Source organism: Pseudomonas sp. KCJK9111 (assembly GCF_046231935.1).
Lineage (GTDB): Bacteria > Pseudomonadota > Gammaproteobacteria > Pseudomonadales > Pseudomonadaceae > Aquipseudomonas > Aquipseudomonas parafulva_B.
Genome location: NZ_JBJJMO010000145.1, coordinates 1 through 319, shown reverse-complemented (window position 1 = coordinate 319; position 319 = coordinate 1). Strand labels below are relative to the sequence as shown.

Sequence of the window (319 nt, the reverse complement as noted above, 5' to 3'; positions counted from 1 at the left end):
CGTTTATAAAGATTCCGGCGAGATCAGCCTGGGCATCAAGTCGGCAGCAGACGCTGGCGGTCGCACCTTCGAAAATCTGCAGTTGGGCGGCGAGGCCTCGGTGAAAGTCACCGACACCATCGACGAAGTTGTCGCGAAACTGACTGCGACCGATTCCGTGGCCGAAGGCGGTCAGATCACCTACACCGTGACCCTGACCAACAAAGATGGCTTGCCGATCGACAAGCATGGCGCGCTGACCTTCACACTGGATGATGGCAAGACCGTCATCACCATCCCGGCGAACAGCACTACCGGTTCGGTCACTGTAACCGCGCCA

At 58.6% G+C, this 319-nt stretch carries 1 protein-coding gene; it reads left to right on the top strand.

The window, feature by feature from the left end:
* Window positions 1-319, top strand: a 319-nt coding sequence (locus ACK59L_RS21550; RefSeq protein WP_409275976.1) for an immunoglobulin-like domain-containing protein, incomplete at both ends; no start/stop codon positions are given.